This is a genomic window from Streptomyces sp. WELS2 (genome assembly GCF_013870595.1).
Taxonomy (GTDB): domain Bacteria; phylum Actinomycetota; class Actinomycetes; order Streptomycetales; family Streptomycetaceae; genus Streptomyces.
This window is the reverse complement of the sequence record NZ_JACBWZ010000404.1, coordinates 1-5581: the sequence shown is the minus strand read 5'-3', so window position 1 is coordinate 5581 and position 5581 is coordinate 1. Positions and strand designations below refer to the sequence as shown.

The 5581-nt window shown below is 71.7% G+C and carries 6 protein-coding genes; 3 read left to right on the top strand and 3 right to left on the bottom strand.

The genetic code is table 11. The features are described 5' to 3' along the window. The 3 genes from H5J33_RS21680 to H5J33_RS21670 all read right to left on the bottom strand — a co-directional run. A partial coding sequence (locus H5J33_RS21680; protein ID WP_181796585.1) for a glutamyl-tRNA reductase occupies positions 1–1012 on the bottom strand: 1012 nt, incomplete at its 3' end. Further along, positions 1009–1773, bottom strand: a complete 765-nt coding sequence (locus tag H5J33_RS21675; protein WP_181796584.1) for a redox-sensing transcriptional repressor Rex — start codon at positions 1771–1773, stop codon at positions 1009–1011. The genes H5J33_RS21675 and H5J33_RS21680, both read right to left, overlap by 4 nt. Positions 1774–2053: 280 nt before the next feature. After that, a complete protein-coding gene (locus tag H5J33_RS21670) occupies positions 2054–2335 on the bottom strand; it encodes a glutaredoxin family protein (protein WP_181796583.1) in 282 nt (93 codons plus the stop codon). A 93-nt stretch (positions 2336–2428) separates the two neighbouring features. On the opposite strand from H5J33_RS21670, the gene H5J33_RS21665 reads away from it, so the two are divergent. The 3 genes from H5J33_RS21665 to H5J33_RS21655 all read left to right on the top strand — a co-directional run. Then, a complete protein-coding gene (locus H5J33_RS21665) occupies positions 2429–3343 on the top strand; it encodes an HAD family phosphatase (RefSeq protein WP_181796582.1) in 915 nt (304 codons plus the stop codon). Between the two features lie 317 nt (positions 3344–3660). After that, entirely contained in the window at positions 3661–4440 is a 780-nt protein-coding gene (locus H5J33_RS21660; RefSeq protein WP_030794547.1) for an ECF subfamily RNA polymerase sigma factor, BldN family, read from the top strand. A gap of 235 nt (positions 4441–4675) precedes the next feature. Next, positions 4676–5581, top strand: a 906-nt coding sequence (locus H5J33_RS21655; protein WP_181796581.1) for a DUF5667 domain-containing protein, incomplete at its 3' end; no start/stop codon positions are given.

The window sequence follows — 5581 nt, the reverse complement described above, 5'->3', positions numbered from 1 at the left end:
CCAGGGTGGCCGCGTCCATGCCGGCCACGGCGGCCTCGCCCATGACGGAGAAGCCGGGCTGTACGGCGGCCAGGTCCAGCGGGCAGTTGTCGTCGGCGCCGAGGCCGGTGTGGCGCTGCGGGGCCGCCGGCTTCTCGGCCGTGAAGCCGCTGTCGGCGACGGGGTGTCCGGTGCGGCCCTCGACCGCGTGCGCGACCGACTCCGCCGTGAGCACCAGGCCCGTCGCCCCGGTACAGGAGACGACGACGTCGGCACGTGTCAGTTCGTCGGCGACCGCGTCCATCGGCACCGCGCGGGCGGTGACCGTGTTGTCGTCGGCCTCCAGCAGGATCCGGGCGAGCCGCTCGGCGCGCTCGAAGGTGCGGTTGGCGACGACGACCTCGGCCACCCCGGCGCGCGCCAGCGTGGCGGCGGCCAGGGACGACATCGATCCGGCGCCGATGACCAGCGCCTTCTTGCCGCGGGCCCAGTCGGGCACGGCCGCACCCAGGGCCAGCTGCTCGAGGCCGAAGGTGACCAGGGACTGGCCGGCGCGGTCGATGCCGGTCTCGGAGTGGGCGCGCTTGCCGACCCGCAGGGCCTGCTGGAACAGGTCGTTCAGCAGCTTGCCGGCGGTGTGCAGCTCCTGGGCGCGGGCCAGGGAGTCCTTGATCTGGCCGAGGATCTGGCCCTCGCCGACCACCATCGAGTCCAGCCCGCAGGCCACCGAGAACAGGTGGTGGACGGCCCGGTCCTCGTAGTGCACGTAGAGGTACGGCGTCAGTTCCTCCAGGCCGACCCCGCTGTGCTGGGCGAGCAGCGTGGACAGCTCGGCGACACCGGCGTGGAACTTGTCCACGTCGGCGTACAGCTCGATGCGGTTGCAGGTGGCGAGCACCGCGGCCTCGGTGGCGGGCTCGGCGGCGACGGTGTCCTGGAGCAGCTTGGTCTGGGCGTCCGCGCTCAGCGCGGCCCGCTCCAGCACGCTGACCGGGGCACTGCGGTGGCTGAGGCCTACGACGAGGAGGCTCATGCCGGCATCACGGCGGGGACGTCCCCGTCGGGTCCCTGGTCGGCGGAGGCCGCGCGGGGGGTGGCGGCGGGCAGGGCGCCGTCGCCCGCGGCGGTCTCCTCACCGGCCTTGCGCTGCTCGTGGAAGGCGAGGATCTGCAGCTCGATGGAGAGGTCGACCTTGCGCACGTCCACGCCGTCCGGGACGGACAGCACGGTCGGCGCGAAGTTCAGGATGGAGGTCACACCGGCGGCCACGAGCCGGTCGCAGACCTGCTGGGCGGCGCCGGCCGGGGTGGCGATGACACCGATGGAGACCCCGTTGTCCTTGATGATCTTCTCGAGGTCGTCGGTGTGCTGCACCGGGATGCCCGCGACCGGCTTGCCGGCCATCGCCGGGTCGGCGTCGATCAGCGCGGCGACCCGGAAGCCACGGGAGGCGAAGCCGCCGTAGTTGGCCAGGGCGGCGCCGAGGTTGCCGATGCCGACGATCACAACCGGCCAGTCCTGGGTCAGGCCGAGTTCGCGGGAGATCTGGTAGACGAGATACTCCACGTCGTAGCCGACGCCACGCGTTCCGTAGGAGCCCAGGTACGAGAAATCCTTGCGCAGCTTGGCGGAGTTGACCCCCGCCGCCGCGGCCAGCTCCTCGGAGGAGACCGTGGGGACCGAGCGCTCCGACAGTGCGGTCAGGGCTCGGAGGTACAGCGGAAGCCGGGCGACGGTGGCCTCGGGAATCCCTCGGCTACGGGTCGCCGGTCGGTGTGTTCGGCCAGTTGCCACGGTGCTCCTGCGGGTAGAGCGGGGCTGTAGGCGGTCACACGTCCCCAGACCGCCCCGTCGACAGCAGGCTATGTCTTTGTGAACGCGTGCACAAAGATGGTGTCCGATTTGCCCGGCAGAAGTGACCGGGGTCACGCCGTATTCACGCCCGGAGCGGGAACCAGCGCACACGCGCCGCCGTTCCTTCGTTACTGGGGGCAAAACCGCACACTCTCCTCACGAATCCCGCCCCCGAGACCAAACCGCCGTCGATCCTAAGCGACTTTCCGACCGGTTTGGACTAGTCGGTCAGTGCCCGGCGCAGCCGCTCCTCGTTCACGCGCCAGAAGGTGTGCTGCTCGCCGTCGACCAGGACGACGGGGATCTGCTCCCAGTAGCGGTCATGCAGCTCCCGGTCCTCGGTGATGTCCTTGGTCTCCCACGGAACTCCGAGATCGCCGCACACCTTCCCGACCACCGCCTGCGCGTCGTCGCACAGGTGGCAGCCGGGCTTGCGGATCAGGGTCACCAGCCGCGCTCGCGGCTCTGCCTTGCGTCGGAAGAGCGGACTCATACCGGCCATTCTCGCGCGCCCCGGCTCCCCCTTCGCCCGGCGTTCACACCACGCCAACCTCTCGACTCCGGAACCTTCGGACCCAGTGGCTATGCTCGCGTCATGGCCGCTCTCGGATGGCTCACTCCCCGTAGGCGCTCCGCCACGGCGCGGAGCGTGTTGGCAGGCGAGGCTTCGGCGGAGGCCGCCCGCAAGTCCTCGCAGGAGACCGCCACGCCCGAGGAACCGGAGTTCCCGGTGATCGGCGACGACAAGGCCGCCGCCTTCTTCGACCTGGACAACACGGTGATGCAGGGCGCCGCACTCTTCCACTTCGGCCGCGGGCTGTACAAGCGGAAGTTCTTCGAGACCCGCGACCTCGCCCGGTTCGCCTGGCAGCAGGCCTGGTTCCGGCTGGCCGGCGTCGAGGACCCCGAGCACATGCAGGACGCCCGCGACTCGGCGCTGTCCATCGTCAAGGGCCACCGGGTCGCCGAGCTCGAGTCGATCGGCGAGGAGATCTACGACGAGTACATGGCCGACCGCATCTGGCCCGGCACCCGCGCCCTGGCCCAGGCCCATCTGGACGCGGGCCAGAAGGTGTGGCTGGTCACCGCGGCCCCGGTGGAGATCGCCCAGGTGATCGCGCGCCGCCTCGGCCTGACCGGCGCCCTCGGCACGGTGGCCGAGTCGGTCGACGGCGTCTACACCGGACGGCTGGTCGGCGAGCCGCTGCACGGGCCCGCCAAGGCGGAGGCGGTGCGCGCGCTGGCCGCCGCCGAGGGGCTGGACCTCGCCCGCTGCGCCGCCTACAGCGACAGCCACAACGACATCCCGATGCTGTCCCTGGTCGGCCACCCCTACGCCATCAACCCGGACGCCAAGCTGCGCCGGCACGCCCGCGAACAGGACTGGCGGCTGCGGGACTACCGCACGGGCCGCAAGGCGGCGAAGGTCGGCATCCCGGCCGCCGCGGGCGTCGGCGCGGTCGCGGGCGGCACCGCGGCCGCGATCGCCCTGAGCCGCCGCCGCCGGTAGCCGCCGGCGGCCGCAGACGGCCGCCAACCGGCCGCGGGAACTCCCGTCCGCGCGCACGATTGTGCCGCGGCCATTTCAACACGTCGCGTACTTCACCGAAACACGCCTCTTTCCGATCAACAACCGATCAAGTTCAGTAACTTGACTCGGCATCAAAGGGCAACAGAAGAGACGCAATCGACGATTTGAGCAACTCGGTGTAGCAGCGCCTGCACGAAGCGTTATTCTCCTCAGACGCAAACCGGAACCCCTCCGTCGCTACGACGGGTGAACGGTCCCGCACTGCACGTGATGGAAGCTCTGCCTCTGGGAGTCCCGTGTACCCACACGTCGGGGTTGACGCCTCGGGCCTGGCTACGCTGCGCGCAACGGTCGCGACGGTCAAGGAAACACTGCGCGGCTTCGTCCCCACCGCGTACGCCGTCCCCGCCTTCGCAGCCGCCGCGCCCGCGGGCCCGTGCTACGCACTGGCCGACGGCGGCGCCGCCGTCGGCAGAAGGGGCCGCGCCACCGGCGCGGCCACCGCCCGCCGGCCGGCCGCCGACAGCGACAGCGCCCGCATGATGGACCTCGTCGAACGCGCCCAGTCCGGCGAGGCCGAGGCCTTCGGGCGCCTCTACGACCAGTACAGCGACACCGTCTACCGGTACATCTACTACCGCGTCGGCGGCCGGGCCACCGCCGAGGACCTCACCAGCGAGACCTTTCTGCGGGCCCTGCGCAGGATCGGCACCTTCACCTGGCAGGGCCGCGACTTCGGCGCCTGGCTGGTCACCATCGCCCGGAACCTGGTCGCCGACCACTTCAAGTCCAGCCGCTTCCGCCTGGAGGTCACCACCGGCGAGATGCTCGACGCCAACGAGGTCGAGCGCTCCCCCGAGGACTCCGTCCTGGAGTCCCTGTCCAACGCCGCCCTGCTGGACGCCGTACGGCGGCTCAACCCGCAGCAGCAGGAGTGCGTGACGCTGCGCTTCCTCCAGGGCCTCTCGGTCGCCGAGACCGCCCGGGTCATGGGCAAGAACGAGGGCGCCATCAAGACCCTCCAGTACCGCGCCGTGCGCACCCTCGCCCGGCTGCTGCCCGACGACGCCCGCTGAGCGGGACGACGGAGGGCGACCCTCAACTCACGCTCCGTCAAAGCGCGTTGCCTTTCCGAACCGCCCGCCCGCCGTCCGTAACCCAAGTGCCGCGCCAGTCGTTGTGCGGGATACAGGCTCCCTGTGGTCACGTCCCGGCCCTCCCTGATCACCCGATCAGGGGACCCGGCCGTGGGCGTGCAACCCTCAGGACCCCCTGGGGAGTCGACCGTCATGACGAGAGGAGGTGCCGCCAGTGATCGCGAACGTATCGGCGCACCGGCGGGCGAACGCCTTCGCCCAGGCCCTGGAGGAGCAGTCCGACCGGGACACGGCGGCCGAGCAGTCCGAAGACCCGGCGGGTTCCCCGCCGACCGCCGAGGAACCGACCGGACAGGGCGAGCTGCTGGCCCTGGCGGCGGGACTCGGCGCGCTGCCCAGGCCGCAGCTCGACCCGGAGGTCAAGGCCGTCCAGCGGGCCCAGCTGGTGGCCGCGATGGAGGCCATGCTCCAGGAGGGGACCGGGGCGGCGGACACGTCCGTACCGGAACAGCGTTCCCACCGGGCGAGGGGCGAGCACCGGGCGGGCCCGCTCGGCAAGCTCCGCCCGCGCACCAGGCTGACCAAGGGACTCGCGGCCGGCGGGCTCAGCGTCGGGGTGGCCGCCGGGGCCTTCGGCGGGGTCGCCGCCGCCAGCTCCGACGCCCTGCCCGGCGACTCGCTGTACGGCCTGAAACGCGGCATCGAGGACTTCAAGCTCAACTACCTGACCGACGGCGACGACCAGCGCGGCCAGACCTACCTCGACCAGGCCTCCACCCGGCTCGGCGAGGTCCGCCGGCTGCTGGAGCGCGGCCGGGGCGGACACCTGGACCACGAGTCCATCGGCGAGATCCGCCGCACCCTGTCCGGGATGCGGCACGACGTCACCGAGGGCCACCGGCTGCTGCACGCGGCCTACCAGGCCGACCCGGACTCCCTGGGCCCCATCCAGGCGCTGGACGCCTTCTCCCGGTCCCACCGCGAGGCGTGGAGCTCGCTCAGCGACAAGCTCCCCGTCCAGCTCGGCGACGTCAAACAGGAGGTGTCCTCGGTCTTCGACGCCATAGACGAAGAGGTCGCCCCGCTGCAGTCGCTGCTCCCGCGGCAGCCGGACCGGCCC

Coding starts and splice junctions, on each gene's coding strand:
- H5J33_RS21670 (WP_181796583.1), bottom strand. CDS start 2,335: ATGGCCGGTATGAGTCCGCTCTTCCGACGCAAGGCAGAGCCGCGAGCG.
- H5J33_RS21665 (WP_181796582.1), top strand. CDS start 2,429: ATGGCCGCTCTCGGATGGCTCACTCCCCGTAGGCGCTCCGCCACGGCG.